The organism is Polaromonas sp. A23 (assembly GCF_002001015.1).
Taxonomy (GTDB): Bacteria; Pseudomonadota; Gammaproteobacteria; order Burkholderiales; family Burkholderiaceae_C; genus Polaromonas.
The window spans coordinates 66,443-85,302 of the sequence record NZ_MUNO01000006.1 but is presented as its reverse complement, the minus strand read 5'-3'; the positions used below and the strand labels follow the sequence as shown (position 1 = coordinate 85,302).

At 62.1% G+C, this 18,860-nt stretch carries 14 protein-coding genes; 11 read left to right on the top strand and 3 right to left on the bottom strand.

The features are described 5' to 3' along the window. The first annotated feature begins 108 nt into the window (after nucleotides 1-108). Nucleotides 109-2,025 carry a sigma-54-dependent Fis family transcriptional regulator gene (locus B0B52_RS02610; protein ID WP_077592047.1) on the top strand — a complete coding sequence of 639 codons (1,917 nt, stop codon included), beginning with the start codon at nucleotides 109-111 and terminating at the stop codon, nucleotides 2,023-2,025. Between the two features lie 7 nt (nucleotides 2,026-2,032). Here B0B52_RS02610 and uvrA read toward each other — a convergent pair whose 3' ends face one another. Further along, nucleotides 2,033-5,134 (bottom strand): excinuclease ABC subunit UvrA, encoded by a 3,102-nt coding sequence (uvrA, locus tag B0B52_RS02605; RefSeq protein ID WP_077592151.1) that lies wholly within the window; start codon nucleotides 5,132-5,134, stop codon nucleotides 2,033-2,035. Nucleotides 5,135-5,348: 214 nt separating this feature from the next. Between uvrA and B0B52_RS02600 the strand changes: the two genes are divergently transcribed. From B0B52_RS02600 to B0B52_RS02580, 5 genes are all read left to right on the top strand, one after another. Beyond that, complete coding sequence (locus B0B52_RS02600; protein ID WP_077592046.1) at nucleotides 5,349-6,593, top strand: MFS transporter; 1,245 nt, start codon at nucleotides 5,349-5,351, stop codon at nucleotides 6,591-6,593. 19 nt (nucleotides 6,594-6,612) lie between these two features. Next, a complete protein-coding gene (ssb, locus tag B0B52_RS02595) occupies nucleotides 6,613-7,113 on the top strand; it encodes a single-stranded DNA-binding protein (RefSeq protein ID WP_077592045.1) in 501 nt (166 codons plus the stop codon). Nucleotides 7,114-7,261: 148 nt separating this feature from the next. Next, complete coding sequence (locus B0B52_RS02590; protein WP_077592150.1) at nucleotides 7,262-8,680, top strand: MipA/OmpV family protein; 1,419 nt, start codon at nucleotides 7,262-7,264, stop codon at nucleotides 8,678-8,680. Nucleotides 8,681-8,934: 254 nt separating this feature from the next. Then, nucleotides 8,935-9,666, top strand: coding sequence for a response regulator transcription factor (locus tag B0B52_RS02585; RefSeq protein ID WP_077592044.1), 732 nt, complete (start codon nucleotides 8,935-8,937; stop codon nucleotides 9,664-9,666). Further along, nucleotides 9,663-11,516 (top strand): histidine kinase, encoded by a 1,854-nt coding sequence (locus B0B52_RS02580; protein ID WP_077592043.1) that lies wholly within the window; start codon nucleotides 9,663-9,665, stop codon nucleotides 11,514-11,516. Before B0B52_RS02585 ends, B0B52_RS02580 begins: the two co-directional genes overlap by 4 nt. A gap of 99 nt (nucleotides 11,517-11,615) precedes the next feature. Here the strand turns inward: B0B52_RS02580 and mnmA are convergent, their stop codons facing one another. Further along, nucleotides 11,616-12,803: a tRNA 2-thiouridine(34) synthase MnmA gene (gene mnmA, locus B0B52_RS02575; RefSeq protein ID WP_077592149.1), complete on the bottom strand. Its 1,188-nt coding sequence runs from the start codon at nucleotides 12,801-12,803 to the stop codon at nucleotides 11,616-11,618. 216 nt (nucleotides 12,804-13,019) lie between these two features. Here mnmA and B0B52_RS02570 point away from each other — a divergent pair, with 216 nt between their 5' ends. Continuing rightward, nucleotides 13,020-14,621 carry a glucan biosynthesis protein D gene (locus B0B52_RS02570; protein WP_168173462.1) on the top strand — a complete coding sequence of 534 codons (1,602 nt, stop codon included), beginning with the start codon at nucleotides 13,020-13,022 and terminating at the stop codon, nucleotides 14,619-14,621. A 76-nt stretch (nucleotides 14,622-14,697) separates the two neighbouring features. On the opposite strand, the gene B0B52_RS02565 is transcribed toward B0B52_RS02570, so the two are convergent. Next, the gene (locus tag B0B52_RS02565; RefSeq protein WP_077592147.1) at nucleotides 14,698-15,201 is read right to left on the bottom strand and encodes an NUDIX hydrolase; all 504 of its coding nucleotides are present in this window, start codon (nucleotides 15,199-15,201) and stop codon (nucleotides 14,698-14,700) included. Between the two features lie 148 nt (nucleotides 15,202-15,349). On the opposite strand from B0B52_RS02565, the gene B0B52_RS02560 reads away from it, so the two are divergent. From B0B52_RS02560 to B0B52_RS02545, 4 genes are read left to right on the top strand one after another with little or no spacing between them, the layout of a single operon-like run. Next, nucleotides 15,350-16,465, top strand: a complete 1,116-nt coding sequence (locus tag B0B52_RS02560) for a Re/Si-specific NAD(P)(+) transhydrogenase subunit alpha (RefSeq protein ID WP_077592042.1) — start codon at nucleotides 15,350-15,352, stop codon at nucleotides 16,463-16,465. 17 nt (nucleotides 16,466-16,482) lie between these two features. Then, a complete protein-coding gene (locus B0B52_RS02555; protein WP_077592041.1) occupies nucleotides 16,483-17,022 on the top strand; it encodes a phenylacetic acid degradation protein in 540 nt (179 codons plus the stop codon). A 25-nt stretch (nucleotides 17,023-17,047) separates the two neighbouring features. Continuing rightward, nucleotides 17,048-17,383 carry an NAD(P) transhydrogenase subunit alpha gene (locus tag B0B52_RS02550; RefSeq protein WP_077592040.1) on the top strand — a complete coding sequence of 112 codons (336 nt, stop codon included), beginning with the start codon at nucleotides 17,048-17,050 and terminating at the stop codon, nucleotides 17,381-17,383. Next, nucleotides 17,380-18,813 carry an NAD(P)(+) transhydrogenase (Re/Si-specific) subunit beta gene (locus tag B0B52_RS02545; RefSeq protein WP_077592039.1) on the top strand — a complete coding sequence of 478 codons (1,434 nt, stop codon included), beginning with the start codon at nucleotides 17,380-17,382 and terminating at the stop codon, nucleotides 18,811-18,813. The genes B0B52_RS02550 and B0B52_RS02545 overlap by 4 nt, the downstream gene beginning before the upstream one ends. Nucleotides 18,814-18,860 lie beyond the last annotated feature (47 nt).

Genomic DNA, 18,860 nt, shown 5'->3' with positions numbered 1-18,860 from the left:
CGACACCTGTACCAAAACGGTACAGGTGGGCCGGTCTGCGGCCTTTGCGCCGGACACTCATCTCGCTACACTCGATCAGGAACGGATACCACTCCGTCAGGAGACAACGTGCAGACACCATCGCCCGCGTCGGCATTGCGCCAGGCGCGCATGCATTTGCTGGAATACGGCGACTGCCCATCCGGCAGCATCGACGAGCGCCTCGCCCGTTCCTGGCGACGCAGCCTCGAAGCGGGCCTGTCGCCGACGGACCGGGTGGTCGATACCGAACATGCCAGCGCAGGCCATCTGAGCCATGCCCTGGCTTGCAGCCATGAACTGCTCGCCCATTCCCGGCCGGTGATGGAATACCTTTTCGAACAGGTGCGGCACAGTCAGAGCATGGTGGTGCTGGCCGACCCGCGGGGCATGTTGATCAACACGCTGGGTGATGCCGGTTTTCTCGACAAGGCTGCCCGTGCTGCGCTGACCTCCGGCGCCTCATGGCACGAGCAGCACCGCGGTACCAATGCCATTGGCACGGCACTGGCCGAAGCCAGCGGGGTGGAGGTTCACGGCAGCGAGCACTTCCTGGAACGCAACGGTTTCCTCACCTGTGCCGCCGCGCCCATCATGTCGGCCGGCGGCGAGTTGATGGGTATTCTCGATCTGTCCGGAGACCAGCGCAGCCGGCATCCCTATACCCTGGGTCTAGTCAGTACAGCCGCCTGCATGATCGAAAACCGCCTGATCGTTTCTGCCTGCCGGAGTCACATTCGCCTGCATCTTCACGCGCAACTGGAAGGCATAGGCACTGTGGCCGAAGGCATCATTGTCCTTTCGGAAGACGGCTGGATTGTCGGCGCCAACCGCAAGGGGCTGGAGCTGCTGCATCTTCGATGGCCCGACCTCGGCGCCACGCCGCTGGTCCGGGCAATCGATGTGCGAGTCGATGAACTGTTGTCCCGCCACACGCGCCGTCCCGGCCAGCCGACGCAGGTGCGCCTGCACGACGGTCGCATGCTTTTTGTGCAGGTGCACGCGGAGCAATCGGCATTGACCGCCGGCCCGGTGCCAAGTACCGGCAAGGCCATTGCCATGCAGCCAGACGCGCTGGCCGGCCTCGACACCGGCGATCTGCGCTGGCGGGCTGCGGCCCAGAAAGCCCGACGCGTGGCCGGTAAACCCATCCCCTTGTTGATCCAGGGTGAGTCCGGCGTGGGCAAGGAATTCTTCGCACGCGCTGTGCACGACAGCGGCCCTCGCAGTGACGGCCCTTTTGTGGCCATCAACTGTGCCGCTGTGCCGGAAAATCTCATCGAGGCCGAATTGTTCGGTTATGCGCCGGGCGCGTTTACCGGCGCGCGCCGCGAGGGCAGTGTTGGCCGCCTGCGTGAAGCACACGGCGGCACGCTTTTCCTGGATGAAGTTGGGGATATGCCGCAGGGTATGCAAAGCCGTCTGTTGCGTGTTTTGCAGGAGCGGCAGGTCACACCGCTCGGTGGTGGCCGGGCTGTCGAAGTCGATTTCGCCCTGATCTGCGCGACTCACCGCAATCTGCGCGAAGAAACCGACCAGGGGCGCTTCCGCAGCGACCTTTACTACCGTATCAACGGGCTGGCTGTACAGCTGCCACCCCTGCGCGAGCGCAGTGATTTTGGTATCTTGACCGAGCGTCTGCTGGCCAGCTTCAACCCCGAAGGCGACATCCGCCTCGTACCCGATCTGATGGCGCAATTGAGCCGGCACGCATGGCCCGGCAACCTTCGTCAATATGCCAGCGTGCTGCGCACTGCCAGCGCCATGCTGGAGCCGCACGAGGAATATATCGACTGGCAGCATCTGCCGGACGACATGCAGGAAGAACTTCGCGCTTTGGCGCAGCCGGCGATGCTTCCGGCCGCAGGCGGCCTGTCGCACAACCTTGAAGAGTTGTCGCGCGTGGCCATCCGGCAGGCGCTGGAAAGCAGCTGCGGCAACATCTCGCAAGCCGCCCGACGCCTCGGGATCAGCCGGCAAACGCTTTACCGCAAGCTCAACGCCTGAGTGCGGTTCACAGCAGGCGTTTGAGGTAACGCCCGGTGTGGCTATCCGGGTTGGCTGCGATGTCTTCCGGCGTGCCCACGCCCACCACACTGCCGCCGCCGGCGCCGCCTTCCGGTCCCATGTCGATCAACCAGTCGGCGGTCTTGATAACGTCGAGGTTGTGTTCGATCACGACAATCGTGTTGCCCGCATCGCGCAACTGGTGCAGCACCTTGAGCAGCAAATCGATGTCGGCAAAATGCAGGCCGGTGGTCGGCTCGTCCAGGATGTACAGCGTGCGGCCGGTGTCGCGTTTGGAAAGCTCCAGCGCCAGCTTGACGCGCTGCGCTTCGCCGCCTGACAGCGTGGTCGCGGCCTGGCCCAGCTTGATGTAAGACAGGCCGACGTCGAGCAGCGTGTGCAGCTTGCGCGCAATCACCGGCACCGCCTTGAAGAACTCGGCGGCGTCTTCCACCGTGAGGTCCAGCACCTGCGCAATGTTCTTGCCCTTGTACTGAACTTCCAGCGTCTCGCGGTTGTAGCGCATGCCCTTGCAGACATCGCAGGGCACATAGACGTCGGGCAGAAAGTGCATCTCGACCTTCACCACACCGTCGCCCTGGCAGGCCTCGCAGCGGCCACCGGCCACGTTGAAGCTGAAACGTCCCGGGCCGTAGCCGCGTTCGCGTGCCGTGTTCATCTCGGCCATCAGTTCGCGGATAGGCGTGAACAGCCCGGTGTAGGTGGCCGGGTTGCTGCGCGGCGTGCGGCCGATGGGCGACTGGTCCACATTGATGACCTTGTCGAAATGCTCGATGCCTTCGATGCTTTCGTGTGGCGCCGGCTCCTCATGCGCGCGGTACAGCGTGCGCGCCACCGCGGCATACAGCGTGTCGTTGACCAGGGTGGACTTGCCCGAACCCGAAACGCCTGTAACGCAGGTCAGCAGGCCTACCGGAAAGTCGACGCTGACACTTTTCAGGTTATGCCCGGTGGCGTTGACAACCCGGATGGCTTGCATGTCGCCCTGCGTGCGCAAATGTTCAGCCTCGCGCGCGGCACGCTTGATGCCGGCTGCGCTGGGCGCAAACTTCGACGGCTTCTTCGGGTCGCGGTAAGGCGCTTTGACGACCGTCGGCAGCCAGGGTGTGCGGCGTTTGGGCACCGCAATCTTCAGGATCTGCGCCAGGTATTTGCCTGTCAGCGAATCGGGGTTGGCCACGACGTCGGCATAGCTGCCCTGCGCCATCACGCGTCCGCCATGGATGCCGGCGCCCGGGCCCATGTCGATCACATGGTCGGCCGCGCGGATCATGTCTTCGTCGTGCTCGACGACCAGCACGCTGTTGCCGATGTCGCGTAAATGTTTGAGCGTGCCGATCAGGCGGTCGTTGTCGCGCTGGTGCAGGCCGATGCTGGGCTCGTCCAGCACATACATCACGCCGGTCAGACCCGAGCCGATCTGCGAGGCCAGGCGGATGCGCTGCGACTCGCCACCCGACAGGGTTTCGGCACTGCGGTCCAGGCTCAGGTAGTTCAGACCCACGTCGTTGAGGAACTTAAGGCGCAGTCCGATCTCGCGCACCACCTTGCCGGCGATCTCGGCTTTTGCGCCTTCCATGGCCAACGCGTTGAAGTAGTCGAAAGACTCACGCAGGGTGACGCTGCTGATTTCATAGATTGCCTTGCGCTCGCCGGGTGTGCCGTCGGTCTGCGGTGCGCTGACCAGGTAGACATGACGCGCCTCGTTGCGCAGGCGCGTGCCTTCGCAGTCGGGGCAGGGCTGCAGGCTGCGGTAGCGCGCGAGTTCTTCGCGCACCGCGGCCGAGTCGGTTTCGCGGTAACGGCGTTCGAAGTTGGTGATCACGCCCTCGAACGGATGCTTCTTGTTGATCTTCTTGCCGGCAAAATTGCCGGAGTCCATCACGTAGCTGAACTTGATTTCTTCGTCACCCGAACCATGCAACACGACCTGCTGCACCTCGGCGGGCAGGTTTTCAAAAGCCGTGTCCAGGTCGAACTTGTAGTGTTTGGCCAGGCTTTCCAGCATCGAGAAGTAATAACCGTTGCGCCTGTCCCAGCCCTTGACGGCGCCGCTGGCCAGGCTGAGCGAGGGAAAGGCCACGACGCGCGCCGGATCGAAAAACTCCATGTGCCCCAGGCCGTCGCAACTCGGGCAGGCGCCCACCGGCGAGTTGAAGGAAAACAGCCGCGGTTCCATCTCGCTGAGCGAGTAGCTGCAGACCGGGCAGGAAAACTTGGCGCTGAACAAATGTTCCTTGCCCGAGTCCATTTCCATGGCCAGGGCCTTGCCGTCGGCCAGGCGCAGCGCGGCCTCAAAACTTTCGGCCAGGCGCTGCTGCATGTCGGGTCGTACCTTGAGCCGGTCGATCACCACGTCGATGTTGTGCTTCTCGGCTTTCTTGAGCTTGGGCAACTCGTCGAATTCGTAGGCCGTGCCGTCGACGCGGAAGCGCACATAGCCATGGGCCTGCATTTCCGCAAACACGTCGATGAACTCGCCCTTGCGTTCGCGCGCCACCGGCGCCAGGATCATCAGCTTGGTGTCTTCCGGCAGCGCCAGCACATGGTCGACCATCTCGCTGACGCTTTGCGCCTGCAGCGGCAGATCGTGCTCGGGGCAGAAAGGCGTGCCCGCGCGTGCAAACAGCAGGCGCAGGTAGTCATGGATTTCGGTGACGGTGCCCACAGTGGAGCGCGGGTTGTGCGAAGTCGCCTTTTGCTCGATGGAGATCGCTGGCGACAGGCCTTCGATCATGTCCACATCGGGCTTGTCCATCAGCTGCAGAAATTGCCGTGCGTAAGTGGAGAGGCTTTCCACATAACGACGCTGGCCTTCGGCGTACAAGGTGTCGAAAGCCAGGCTGGACTTGCCCGAACCGCTCAGACCGGTAATCACGACCAGCTGATTGCGCGGAATGTCGAGGTCGATGTTCTTGAGGTTGTGCGTGCGCGCCCCGCGGATGCTGATGCGCTGGGCGGCCAGCGCCTGGGCTAGGTAGCGGCTCTGGTCGGGTTCAGCCACTTGCTTGCCGCCAGCAGCCGTCGATGCGAGATATTTGCCGTCGTTGGGAGAGTTCACTGTATAGGGCGCCGCAAAACCCTCCATCATAGACCGATGTGTGTTTTCCGGCGTAGTGGGCTTGTCGCGCGAACGCTCGCGGCCTGGTTCAGGCGCAAATCGTGCTTGCGCAAGCACAAAAGAGGTGCGCTCCAATTCAAAGACAATAGCCACTGCTCTTTCACGAATCGGCCTTTTCAGGCTTCCCTTGCTCTGCATTTCCTGCCATTTTTCCGTGTCACTAACCCCGCCTTCTACTTCCATGACCCCCGTTGAGCGTCGCGCCAGCGCCTCGCTTGCGGCGATTTTTGCGTTGCGCATGCTCGGGCTGTTCCTGGTGCTGCCGGTGTTTGCGCTAGAGGCGGCCCGTTATCCCGGTGGCGACGACCCTGCCCGCATCGGTCTGGCCATGGGCATTTACGGCCTGACGCAGGGCATTTTGCAGATTCCTTTCGGCATGGCGTCGGACTGGCTGGGGCGCAAGAAAGTCATTATTTTTGGCTTGCTGGTGTTTGCGCTGGGAAGTTTTGTCGCCGCGTGGGCGCCTGACCTGACCTGGCTAATCATTGGCCGTTCACTGCAGGGCGCCGGGGCCATTTCGGCTGCCGTCACCGCGCTGCTGGCCGACATCACGCGCGACGAAGTGCGCACCAAGGCCATGGCGCTGGTGGGCGCCAGCATTGGCCTGATGTTTGCCCTTTCGCTGGTGCTGGCCCCGTTGCTGGCCGCAAAAATCGGACTGAATGGTCTTTTTATAGTCATTGGCGTGCTGGCGCTGGCCGGTATCGCGGTCGTGATCTGGTGGGTACCACCCGAACCGGCTCAGCATGTGGACCGGCCGCGAGGCAGCCTCTCCGAAGTTCTGAAACACGAAGGCCTGCTGCGGCTTGACCTTGGCGTGTTCGTATTGCACGCTGTGCAGTTGGCCATGTGGGTGGCGATTCCGGCCCTGTTGGTACAGGCCGGGCTGGCCAGCAGCAGCCACTGGCAGGTTTACCTGCCGGCGGTGCTGGCGTCTTTTGTGGTCATGGGTGCCGCGCTTTTTCCGCTGGAAAAACGCGGTTACCTGCGTGCCGTGTTCCTGGTGGCAGTGGCCTTGATCGGGCTGGTGCAGTTCGCCCTGATGGGCGCGGCGGGGCAGGCCGTGCCCAGCCTGGCCGGGCTGGGGGCCCTGTTGTTCCTGTTTTTCTGCGGCTTCAATATTCTTGAAGCCAGCCAGCCCAGCCTGGCCTCACGCATCTCCCCGGCGCATTCACGTGGCGCTGCGCTGGGGGTGTACAACACGCTCCAGTCGCTGGGTTTTTTTGCCGGTGGCGCCCTGGGTGGCTGGCTGGCCAAAACGGCCGGGAGCCAAGCGTTGTTTGCAGGTTGCGGGGCCCTCATGCTGCTGTGGCTGCTGGTGGCGTGGCCGATGAGGGCGCCTGGCCGGCATGCCGGAGCGCCAGTTTCCGGGCCGTCTGGGTCTGAAGCGGCTGGTGCGGCCTCGGCCCAGCCAGTTAAACTGTGAAAAATTAGGAGAACACGCCATGGCATCCGTCAATAAAGTCATCCTCGTCGGCAATCTGGGCCGCGACCCTGAAGTGCGTTACATGCCCAGCGGTGACGCGGTGGCCAACATCGCGCTGGCCACCAGCAGCAAATACAAGAACAAGGCCGGTGAAATGGTCGAAGAGACCGAATGGCACCGCGTCAGCTTCTTCGGTCGCCAGGCCGAAATTGTCGGTGAATACCTCAAGAAAGGCCGCTCGGTCTATATCGAGGGCCGCCTGAAAACCCGCAAATACACCGACAAGGACGGCGTCGAAAAATACGCAACCGACATCATCGCCAGCGAAATGCAGATGCTCGGCAGCCGCGAAGGCATGGGTGCCCCCGGTGGTGACGGCGATGGCGATGGTGGCGAGCGCCAGTATTCGCGTCCGCCGGCTGCTGCCCCACGGGCCGCTCCTGCTCCTGCGCCGCGCGCCCCTGCGCCCACCAAGGCCGCCAGCGGCTTTGACGACATGGACGACGACATTCCGTTCTGACCTGCGGGCGTTCTGAGCCCTTTAAGCAACAGCCTTGTCAACCGGCGCCTTGCCGCCGTGTAGGTGCTTTTCCTGTTGTGCGGTGTGGACGGTTTCAGAGGCGAAGTGGTGGCTAGCATGGGGGTTGGCCAACCACGAAGTCGTCCCCATGAGCCCGCAACACTCCGTCAAAAACATTCCGACTCGCCTGCCTTGTTGGCTGGGCGCCATCGCGCTGGGCATAGCGGGGTTGGCTTCGTCTGGCGCACACGCCAACACCGACCCGCTGAGTGACCTGCTGACGGTACCCGGAAGTGCCGCCCTTGGTTTTGCGGTGCGTGCCGAAGAGTCGCCCTATGTCGGTGGCGGCACGCGTTATGACCTGTTACCCCTGTACCTGTACGAAGGTGAACGCCTGTTCCTGCACGGTAGCCGCGCTGGCGTGAAACTTCTCAAGAACGAGACGCATCGCGTTAATCTTTTCCTGGACCAGCGCTTCGAAGGCTATGCCGACGACCGCATTCCGCCCAGCCTGGCTGGCATGGAAGAACGCGGCTCCGGCCTGGACGCCGGGGTGTCTTACCGTTATCGCCAACCCTGGGGTACCTTGCAAGCCGAATACCTGCAGGACGTCAGCAGCTTTTCAAAGGGCAGTGAACTCCGGCTTTCCTACAGCTACGACTGGCATTCCGGCCGGCTGACATTGCGCCCCAGCCTGACGGTGGCGGCGCGCAGTGCGCGGCTGAACAACTATTACTACGGCGTGCGGCCTGGCGAAGCCACGGCGACGCGGCCGGCTTACGAGCCGGGCAGCGGCGTGAACACGACACTGGCGCTTTATGGCACCTATGCACTCAATGGCGGCTGGCGGCTGCTGGGCGGTGTGACGCACACGCTGCTGGATAACAAAGTCAAGGCCAGTCCGATTGTTGCCAAAGGCAGCCAGACCGGCGTCTTTGTGGGGGCTGCTTATGACTTTGGAACCTACAAGGGGCACTGGGCCCAGGAAACCTCGCCGACTTACGTGAAAGTGCTTTACGGCAAGTCGACGGATGACGGCTGCCACCTCGCGAAAATCGTGACGCTGCGCTGCGCGTCCACCGCCAAGGTCAACTCCACGCGGATTACCGGCGTTCAGATTGGCAAGCCATTCATTGACCAGCTCAATGGCTGGCCGCTGGACATCGTCGGTTATGTGGGCATCCTGCAGCATGATGAGCGCGGGCTGGCACCCAACGGGCTGCAACTGGATGCTTTCATGAAAGCTTACTACTACGGTTTTCCGTGGAGCGAGCGAGTCAAGACCCGGCTTGGCCTGGGTGTGGGGCTGTCGCTGGCGCAGCGTGTGCCTTATGTGGAGGCGACCAGCCAAGCCGGCCGCGGTCGCGGCACTTCGCGGCTGCTTAATTACCTGGACCCCAGCGTTGACTTCAGCGTCGGCGACCTGCTGGGTGTGCGTTCGCTGAAAAACACCTATCTCGGTGTGGGCGTGTCGCACCGTTCGGGCATATTCGGTGCCTCGCGCCTGCTGGGCAATGTGAACGGCGGCTCCAACTACATCTACACCTACCTGGAAACGGCCCTGTAAGTTTACGTGGATGCTCCTGATTTCATAGCTATTTGTCCTTATCCGTAAAGGGCTAGAGGCCGATTTTGCTATGCATGCACGGTGCGTGGGTGGTTTTGCTGGGCGCCGGCCCCCATAAACCGGGGATTGCGCCAAACAGGCGTAGCGATAAAAGTCGAATCCCTTCCGTTTGATGCCTGAAGTTTTCCCCGGAAAGCAGCAAGGCTCCGGACTTATCATCTGCTGCTGTGCAGCCCCGCCCAAAGACCTCACCGATGCCAACATGGCGCGTATTAATTGTTGAAGACGACGTTCCCACCCGGGTTTTCTTCGCGGACAGCGTGTCGCGTTGTGACGGGCTGACGCTGGTCGCTGGCGTGGGCACTTTCGAGGAAGCGCGGCAGCTCATCGCCAATGAAGATCTGGCCATCGATATTCTGCTGACGGATCTGGACCTGCCGGACGGCAACGGGCTGGACCTGATTCGCCTTGCCGGGCGCCTGCGGCCGGTCTGTGAGTCGCTGGTGATTTCAATGTTCGGCGACGAGGACAGCGTGCTTTCCAGTGTAGAGGCGGGCGCCCTCGGCTACATCCAGAAAGACTTCACCCCCGACAACATTGCCCACACGATTCTCGAGATGAAAGCCGGCGCCTCGCCGATCTCGCCCATGATCGCGCGCCGGGTGCTGGCGAAATACCGGGCGCTGCACCTGGTCGACCAGATGCCCGTTTCTCCTGCCGCTGCGGTGGCTGGCGCAAACGAAGCCGCTGCGGCTGAGGTGGAGCGGGCCTTGCTCTCCACCCGCGAGCAGGAGGTTCTGGAACTGATCGCCCGGGGGTTTTCCTATGCGGAAATTTCCAAACTCAAGGCCGTGAGCGTGCATACCGTTCAATCCCACATCAAGAACCTCTACACCAAGCTTGCGGTGCACTCCAAGAGCGAAGCGGTTTATGAGGCGACCCGACTGGGCCTGCTGCAGCCGCCGACGTCGGTGAACACCCGTTGAGCCGCCGCACCCCACACCTGCTTCTGCTTTGCCGCAGCTTGTTGTGTGGGGCGGCTTTTTACCTGCTGGGGCTGACTGCGGTTCATGCGCAGGAGCCGGTGCTGGAGTTGCGCGAGGCCCGCGCCGTGGTCACCGTGCAGGGCAGCCCTCCCGAACAGAAAAACGTGGCCTTGCCCTACCACTGGGACCGCCATCACAAGGGGCAGCCGGGCGATGCTGTTTTTGAAATGGCGTTTTCCCTGGCCGTGGTCGAGAAGGAGCCTTACGGTGTTTACTTCCAGCGCATCGGCAACACGGCGGACATCTGGCTGAACGGCTCCTTGTTGGCGCGTTTTGGTGATCCGGGGCGACCCAATACGGAGGACTATGCCAAGTCCCCGCAATACATTTCCTTGCCAACCCGTTTGCTCGGAGCGCAGAACACCCTTCGTATTCGTATTCACGCCGATGGCGGCCGGCGCGGCGGCCTTTCAACGGTGGTGATTGGCCCGGAAAGCCAGGCGCGGGCACTGTATGTGACGGCTTTTAACTGGCGGGTCGCTGCCTCCATGGGGGTGATGATTTTCAGCCTGCTTGTCGGCGGGATTGCCATGGCCCTGTGGGTCACGCAGTCCGATCCGGTGCGAGGCAACCGGCGTGAACCGGTCTACCTGTTTGCCGGGCTGGCTGAAATTTTCTGGGCCCTGCGAGTAGGGGATGTTGCCATTGAGCAGCCCCTGCTGGCCTGGCCCGCCTGGGGCGTGGTGGTGACGGTCGCCTTTGCCGGGTGGTTTTGCTGCATTGCGCTTTTCTGCCATCACGTGGCTGGCTGGCACAAGCATCCCAGCATGGTCTGGGTGCGAGGCGGGCTGGCCGCGCTTTTTGCAAGCTCCATCGCAGCTTCCACCCTGTCGTTTGCGCTGCGCGAGCCGGTGTACCTGACGGCCTGGCTGGGCATGGTCAATGTGCTGTTCATTGTTTACACGGCGGTTTACCTCTGGGGCGCCATCCGCATGCGCGACACGGAGTGGCTGATGGTCGCCATTGCAGGTGCATTGAATGTGTTGATGGGCGTGCGCGACTGGGTCGCCGTCCGCATCAGCGGTAGCTATGTTGACAACACCTGGATCCGTTACAGCTCGGTGCTGTTCGGGCTGGTCCTGGGCTACATCGTGATCCGGCGCTTTCGGGCAGTGAGTGTGCAGGCGACCGACCTGATGGCCAACCTGTCGAGCCGCATTGCGCAGAAAGAGCAGGAGCTGGGGCAAACCTACCAGAAGGTTGAGCAGCTGGCGCGCGAGCAGGAGCGCGTCAGCGAGCGCACCCGCATCTTGCGCGACATGCATGACGGCGTGGGCGCGCATTTGAGCGCCGCGATCCGGCAGCTGCAGTCTGGCAAGGCCAGCAGCGAGGACGTGCTGCAGACACTGCGTTACACGCTGGACCAGCTCAAGCTGTCGATTGACGCCATGCATTTGCTGCCAGGCGACATCAGTTCGCTGCTGGCCAACCTGCGCTACCGGCTGGAGCCGCGCTTTGCAGCGTCGGACATCGAGCTGCAGTGGGTGGTCGGCAGCCTGGAGCCGATGGCCCGCATGGACGCCAACGCCATGCGGCAACTGCAGTTCATGGTGTTCGAGGCGCTCTCCAATGTGCTGCAGCATTCACATGCGACCACGCTGGCGATCGAGGCAGAAATGGCTGGCTCCGGCATGGTCCTGCGCGTGGTCGACAACGGGCTCGGTTTTGACGCAGCGCTGCAGCCCCGCAAGGGTTTGCTCTCCATGCGCGAGCGGGCGACAGCCATCGGCGTCACGGTTTTGATCACCAGCCAGCCGGGCCGTACCGTGGTGGAAATCCGGATTCCTTAGGGCCTGAATCCTGATTTTGCTATAAAAACAATAGCTATTGACACCCGTATTTAAAGGGCAAACGTTTGATTTTCTTGTAAAAATCAGGGTGGAAAGAACTCAGGGCAGGTTCTGGACGTTGCTCGAAGCAATCACCCCGCCGCCCAGACACACCTCGCCCTGGTACAACACCGCCGACTGACCGGGCGTCACCGCCCACTGTGCCTGCTCGAACCGCAGTTCGGCCTGCGTGGCCGATGCCGTCACCAGCTCGCAAGGGGCATCGGCCTGCCGGTAGCGTGTTTTGGCGGCCATGGCTCCCAGGGCGGGCGCTGTGCCGGCGACCCAGCTGCAGTCCTGGGCCTGCAGCACGGTCGATTGCAGCCAGGGATGGTCATGCCCCTGCACCACCCACAAGGTGTTGCTTTCCATGTCCTTGCGCGCCACAAACCAGGGTTCATGTTCGCCCAGCCCGCGTTGTCCCAGCGCCTGCACGGCCTTGAGCTCGGCGCCGCGGGCTTTCACACCGCCTATGCCCAACCCCTGCCGCTGGCCCAGGGTGTAAAAACTCAGGCCCACGTGTTCGCCCAGCACGCGGCCTTTGTCGTTTTTGATCGGCCCCGGCGCCTTGGCGATGTAGCGGTTCAAAAACTCGCGGAAAGGCCGCTCGCCGATGAAGCAGATGCCGGTGGAGTCTTTTTTCTTCGCGTTCGGCAGGCCGATCTCGTCGGCAATCCGCCGGACTTCGGTCTTGCGCAGCTCGCCTACCGGGAACAGCGTTTTGGAAAGCTGCGCCTGGTTCAGCCGGTGCAAAAAGTAACTCTGGTCCTTGGCCGGATCCAGGCCCTTGAGCAATTCGTGCAGGCCGGTGGCCTCGTTTTTTCGCACGCGTGCATAGTGGCCAGTGGCGATTTTTTCCGCGCCCAGGCGCATCGCATGGTCGAGAAAAGCCTTGAACTTGATCTCGGCGTTGCACAGGATGTCGGGGTTCGGCGTGCGGCCGGCCTGGTATTCGCGCAGGAACTCGGCGAAGACGCGGTCCTTGTAGTCGGCCGCAAAGTTGACGTGTTCGATCTCGATGCCGATCACGTCGGCCACCGCGGCAGCGTCCACGAAGTCGATATTGGACGAGCAGAACTCGCTGTCGTCGTCATCTTCCCAGTTTTTCATGAAGATGCCGATGACCTCATGACCCTGCTGTTTGAGCAGCCAGGCGGTGACCGCCGAGTCCACCCCGCCGCTCAGGCCGACAACGATCCGTTGCCGCTCGCCGTCGTGGCCGTGTGTGTTGTTTTGCTTGTTGCCCATGGTCCCATTGTAAAAAGGCGAATGCATATGCGCCTGCTTCGGGCCTTTCGGGGTTTTTTGGCCTTGCCGGCCATGCGCCCCGCGGCCTGACGGGCTTCTCAGGAGGTCAACCGCTGATTTGCAGAGCCATTCGGACTATTGTCGATGGCGGCCCTGCGCCGGCGCGGATCTTTCCAGCACAATGGAATGTCCCTTTTCCCTGCAGGAACTGCCACTTTGCAACGACGACAATTTCTTTCCCGCACCGGCCAGGCCGTCACGGCGGCCGGCATGGCCACCGGACTGCCATGGCTTTCATCGCTGGCCCAGGCCGCCGGCCTCAAACCCGTGGGCAAGGCCCAAGCCTTCGACTACGCGGGGCTCAAGGGCCAGGCGCGCGAGCTGTCGGCCAAACCTTACCGCCCCCGGTCGGTGGCCTTGCCGGCTGATATTTCGGACCTGACCTGGGATCAGCACCAGGCGATTCGCTTTCGGGACGACCATGCCTTGTGGGGCGATGACAAGCTGCGCTTCGTGGCGAAGTTTTTCCACCTCGGCCTGTACTTCAAGACGCCGGTGCGCATGCACGAAGTGAGCAACGGCCAGGCACAGGAACTGGCCTATGACCCGGCCATGTTCGATTACGGGAAAAGCGGCGTGCGGGGCGACAAGCTGCCCGCCGATCTCGGTTTTGCCGGCTTCCGGCTGAATTTCCACACCGATCCGGTGCGTGACGTGGCGGCCTTCCTCGGCGCAAGCTACTTTCGCGCGGTGGGTGGCGAATGGCAGTATGGCCAGTCGGCACGGGGCCTGGCCATAGACACCGCGCAAACTTTCCCGGAAGAGTTTCCGGATTTCATCGGCTACTGGCTCGAAAAGCCAGACCCGAAAGCCGCTTCGCTAACCGTGTACGCCCTCCTGGATTCCCCGAGTGTCAGCGGCGCCTACCGCTTTGTGATCACGCCGGGCGACACGCAGGTCATGGACCTCGATGTGGCGCTGTACCCGCGTAAAACCATCGATCGCCTGGGCATTGCACCGTGCACCAGCATGTTCCAGACCGGCGAAAACGACAGACGCATGGGTTGGGACTGGCGCGGCGAAATCCACGACACCGACGGCCTGGCCATGCACAGCGGCGCGGGCGAATGGTTGTGGCGCCCATTGACCAACCCGGCGCAACTGCAGTTCAACGCCTTCCAGGACAACAACCCGCGCGGTTTTGGCCTGATGCAGCGCGACCGGAACTTTGACCACTATCAGGACGATGGCGTGTTCTATGAAAAACGCCCGAACCTGTGGGTCGAGCCCAAGGCGGGCTGGGGCGCGGGTACGGTGCAGCTGGTGGAAATCCCGACCGTGGACGAAACCTTTGACAACATCGTTGCCTTTTGGAACCCCAAGGACAAGCCGCAGGCAGGGCAGGAGTTGCTGCTGTCCTACCGGTTGCATTGGGGTACCCAGACGCCCGCCGCGCGAATACCGCTGGCGCACTGTGTGACCACACGTACCGGCCTCGGCGGTGTGGTTGGGAAAAAGCGCACGGCCTACGCGCGCCGTTTTGCAGTCGATTTTGCGGGAGGCGACTTTGCGTTGCTGAACCCCGGGGCCCAGGTCAAAGCCGTGATCACCGCTTCGCGCGGCACGATTGAATTGACGTCGGCCCGGCCGCTGGAGTCCATCAAGGGGTGGCGTGCCATGTTCGATGTGCGCCCCGATGGCGACAGCACGGCACCCATCAACCTGCGCATGCATTTGCAGATCGACGGCCAGGCATTGACGGAAACCTGGCTGTACCAATGGACGCCGCCGCCTGTGGCGCAACGGATTCTCTACTGACGCCTACGCTCGCTGTCCTTTTCAAAAGCTGTCCTGGAAAGAGACGTGTCTGCTCACCTCCAACCGGCAACGCTTTCTACCGCTGGCTCAGCGGTGCATGCACGCTGGGATCGGTCGTGATCAATTCCAATGGGAAGCGTTTGCCGGACAGATAATCTTCCATGCAGGTCAGCAGCAAGGGGCTGCGGTGCAAGTGAGCGCACGCCCTGATCTCTTCCGGCGTCATCCAGACGGTGCGCACAATGCCTTCGTCCAGCGCCTGTCCCTCAACTTCCGCGCCCAGCGTGCCGCAAAAGGCAAAGCGCAGATAGGTGATGTCCAGGGGATGGGTCTGGCCCGGCACCGCGCGTTCAAAGCGCGACATATAGATACCGACCAGCGCATCGGGCGTGAAGTGAAAAGCAGTTTCTTCCAGCGTTTCCCGGATACAGCCCTGCACCGGGCTTTCACCCTGGTCCAGATGACCGGCCGGATTGTTCAGCCGCAAGCCGTCCTGCGTGTGTTCCTCCACCAGCAGGAATTTGCCTTGGCGCTCGATGATGGCCGCGACTGTTGCACTGGGTTTCCATCTTGTATTCATGCGCGCATTATCCTTGCGCGTCCGGCCGGCCCAGACAATGCGCGGCGGCATCTGGGTAGCGGCCTCCAGAAAAAGCCCGCCAAAGTCATGTAAGCTAGCTGACAGCTAACAATTCACCCAGAACTACTTACGCAACGAGGAGACACCCATGCGAATCGGGGTACCGGCCGAAATCACGGCGGGGGAAACACGCGTTGCCGTCACGCCCGAGACGGCCAAAAAACTCAAGGCCCAAGGCCACACCGTATGCATCCAGTCGGGTGCCGGGGTGGCTGCCAGCGTGCCGGATGAGGCCTATGTGGCGGTTGGCGCCGAGATCACTGATGCCGTCGGCGCCTATGCCAGCGACATCGTGCTGAAGGTACGCTGCCCGCAGGACAGCGAAATCGGCTTGGCCAAAGCCGGCACGGTGCTGGTCGGCATGCTCAATCCCTTTGATGCCACGGGCCTGCAGCGCCTGGCTGGCGCCCAGCTGACAGCGTTTGCGCTGGAAGCCGCACCGCGCACCAGCCGCGCGCAAAGCATGGACGTGTTGTCGTCGCAGGCCAACATCGCCGGCTACAAGGCCGTGATGATGGCGGCAGACAAATACCAGCGCTTTTTCCCGATGCTGATGACTGCTGCCGGCACCGTCAAGGCGGCCCGGGTGGTGATTCTGGGTGTCGGCGTGGCCGGCTTGCAAGCCATTGCCACTGCCAAGCGCCTGGGTGCAGTGATTGAAGCCAGTGATGTGCGTCCGAGCGTCAAGGAGCAGGTCGAGTCGCTGGGTGGCAAGTTCATTGACGTGGCCTACGAGACCGACGAAGAGCGCGAAGCCGCCGTCGGTGTCGGCGGTTATGCCAAGCCCATGCCGGCGAGCTGGCTGGAGCGGCAAAAGGCCGAAGTCGCCAAACGTGTGGCGCTCGCCGACATTGTGATCACCACGGCGCTGATCCCGGGCCGCGCCGCCCCGGTGCTGGTGACAGAGGACATGGTCAAGGCCATGAAACCCGGTAGCGTGATTGTTGATCTGGCCGCGCCGCAGGGCGGCAACTGCCCGTTGACCGAGCCTGGCAAAACCGTGGTCAAACACGGCGTCACGCTGATCGGCGAGACCAATGTGCCGGCGCTGGTGGCTGCCGATGCCAGCGCGCTGTATGCCCGCAACCTGCTGGACTTCCTCAAGCTGATCATCAGCAAAGAGGGCGCGCTGAACATCGACCTGGAAGACGACATCGTGGCAGCCTGCCTGATGGCGCAGGGCGGCGAAGTCAAGCGCAAGTAGTCAGCAAGGGGGCTTCAATGGGAATCATCCTGCAACTGCTTGGCTTGGTCATCACCTTTGTCATGGCCATGGAGGCCTTGCGACGCTTCGGCATTGACGTGGGTTGGCTCAACCCGCTGACATTTTTTCGCCGGCGCAGTTGGCGCAACAAGGTCACCACCCCGCCGCTGTACACACTGGAGCATCCGGTGGACGTGGTGGCGGTGCTGGCGCTGGCGACCGTGCAGACGACGGGCGTCATCAGTTCCCAGCAAAAGGCCGGCGTGCAGGAGCTTTTGCGAAAGCACCTCAACATGAACGATGCGGACGCCGTCAGCCTGTGGCTGTCCAGTTCGCACATGCTGCGCAACCGTCCCCTGGAACTGACCGAAGTGCCCACCGTTCTGCAGCACAGCGCAGACAAGTTCAGCGATTACCACATCCAGACCCTGAAAACAGTGATGCATGCAGCCGCCTTGATCGAACCTCCGGTCAACCAGGCACAGCAGCAGCTGTTAGATGCCGTTGACGCTTTCTTTTTGCATAGAAAAGCTGCGCCCAGAACCTGGTCTACCTAAGTATTTATCAATCAGAAGGACTTCCATGGAAGCAGTCTCTCCCACCATCATCAACCTCATCATCTTTGTGTTGGCCATTTATGTGGGCTACCACGTGGTGTGGACCGTCACGCCAGCCCTGCATACGCCGCTGATGGCGGTGACCAACGCCATTTCGGCCATCGTCATCGTGGGCGCCATGCTGGCTGCCGCGCTGACGGTCACCCCGCTGGGCAAAACCATGGGCGTGCTGGCCGTGGCGCTGGCTGCGGTCAACGTGTTCGGTGGCTTCCTGGTGACACGGCGCATGCTGGAGATGTTCCGCAAGAAGGAAAAGAAGACAGTTGCCGCTGATGCAGCAGGCTCGGGAGTGGCCAAATGAGCATGAATCTTGTCACGCTGCTGTACTTGGTGGCTTCGGTTTGTTTTATCCAGGCGCTCAAAGGCCTGTCGCATCCCACCACGTCGATTCGCGGCAATCTGTTCGGCATGGTCGGCATGGCGATTGCCGTGGTCACCACCGGCGCCTTGATTGTTCAGATTTCCGGCGGCAAGGCCTTGGGCATGGTCTACGTGTTGGGCGCCCTGGTTGTAGGTGGGTCGGCGGGCACGCTGATGGCCAAACGCGTCGAGATGACCAAGATGCCGGAGCTGGTGGCGTTCATGCACAGCATGATCGGTCTGGCTGCGGTCTTTATTGCGGTGGCGGCCATGGCCGAACCCGATGCTTTCGGCATCGTCGCGGCGGGCCTGCCGACTGCGGCGATTCCGGCCGGTAACCGGCTCGAGCTCTTCCTGGGCGCGGCCATCGGCGCCATCACCTTCAGCGGTTCGGTGATTGCCTTCGGCAAGCTCAGCGGGAAATACAAATTCAGGCTGTTCCAGGGCGCGCCGGTGACGTTTGCCGGCCAGCACATGATTAACCTGGTGCTGGGCATTGCCACGCTGGCACTGGGCCTGGTCTTCATGTTCACCGGTAACTGGACAGCATTTTTCGCGATGCTCGCGTTGTCCTTTGTGCTGGGTGTCCTGATCATCATCCCGATCGGCGGCGCCGACATGCCGGTGGTGGTGTCCATGCTCAACAGCTACTCGGGCTGGGCTGCAGCGGGCATCGGTTTCTCTCTGAACAACGCGATGCTGATCGTGGCGGGTTCGCTGGTGGGCTCTTCTGGCGCCATCCTGTCCTACATCATGTGCAAGGCCATGAACCGCTCGTTCTTCAACGTCATCCTGGGTGGCTTCGGCGGCGAGGCCGGCGCAGCGGCAGCGGGTGCCAAGGAGCAGCGTCCTGTGAAATCGGGATCAGCCGACGACGCGGCCTTCATTTTGGGCAACGCTGAAACCGTGATCATCGTTCCGGGTTATGGCCTTGCCGTCGCGCGTGCACAGCATTCCGTCAAGGAGCTGGCCCAGAAACTCATCGAACGGGGCGTCAACGTCAAATATGCGATTCATCCCGTGGCCGGCCGCATGCCTGGCCACATGAACGTGCTGCTGGCCGAAGCCGAGGTCCCTTACGACCAGGTGCACGAAATGGAAGACATCAACGCCGAGTTCGGCCAGGCCGACGTCGCCATCATTCTGGGCGCCAATGACGTGGTGAACCCGGCCGCCCACGTGAAGGGCAGTGCGATTTACGGCATGCCGATTCTTGAGGCCTACAAGGCCAAGACTGTCATCGTCAACAAACGCTCGATGGCAGCCGGTTATGCCGGCCTGGACAACGAGTTGTTTTACATGGACAAAACCATGATGGTGTTTGGCGATGCGAAGAAAGTCATTGAAGACATGGGCAAGGCGATTGAGTAAGTTGCCGGCAATAGCACTTTTTGCTTGCCGAGATATGGGAATCAGAA